This is a genomic window from Mesorhizobium sp. M8A.F.Ca.ET.181.01.1.1 (assembly GCF_004792025.1).
Classification (GTDB): domain Bacteria; phylum Pseudomonadota; class Alphaproteobacteria; order Rhizobiales; family Rhizobiaceae; genus Mesorhizobium.
In genome coordinates this window covers 1-468 of sequence record NZ_SRTV01000046.1, presented here as the reverse complement: position 1 = coordinate 468, position 468 = coordinate 1, and the positions used below count along the sequence as shown (strand labels likewise).

The following is a 468-nucleotide window of genomic DNA, read 5'->3' as shown; positions in this document are numbered from 1 at the left end:
GATTTTCCGTGGTCCGACGTGTTCGTGCCGCAACTGACAACCGTGGCGCAGCCGGTGCAGGCTATCGGCGAGCAGGCGGCGAATCTCCTGCTCGACCGGCTGGCCGGCAACCGCGACGCGCCGCCGCGCAAGCTGGTACTCAAGGGCCGGCTGATGATCCGCAATTCCTGCCGCCCGCTCGGCGCGGTCGTTCAGAGCGTCAGCGCGTAGGCAAGAAGGAACTCTGGCAGAGCAGCTGCAGCGTGCGGAAGATGCGCCTGCCGCCGGCAATCACTTGCGTGCCCTCGCCGACCACCGTCTTCGGATCGGCCTTGAGCACCGTGCCGCCGGCCTCTTCGACCAGCAGCATGCCGGCCAGGCAATCCCAGGCGTTCATATGCTCCTCCGCATAGCCGAGCAGCCGGCCGGACGCCGCATAGGCAAGCATCAGAGCGCCGGAAGCATTGCGGTAGAAGACGCCGCCTTCGG

2 protein-coding genes are annotated in these 468 nt (G+C 67.3%); one reads left to right on the top strand and one right to left on the bottom strand.

Translation table 11 applies throughout. From position 1 onward, the window contains the following. The coding region (locus EN824_RS33505; protein WP_135933162.1) for a substrate-binding domain-containing protein at positions 1-210 on the top strand (210 nt) is incomplete at its 5' end. Here the strand turns inward: EN824_RS33505 and EN824_RS33500 are convergent. Then, positions 200-468 (bottom strand): inositol monophosphatase family protein (locus EN824_RS33500; RefSeq protein ID WP_281041406.1); only part of this gene is annotated, 269 nt, incomplete at its 5' end. The two genes, EN824_RS33505 and EN824_RS33500, sit on opposite strands and share 11 nt — an antisense overlap.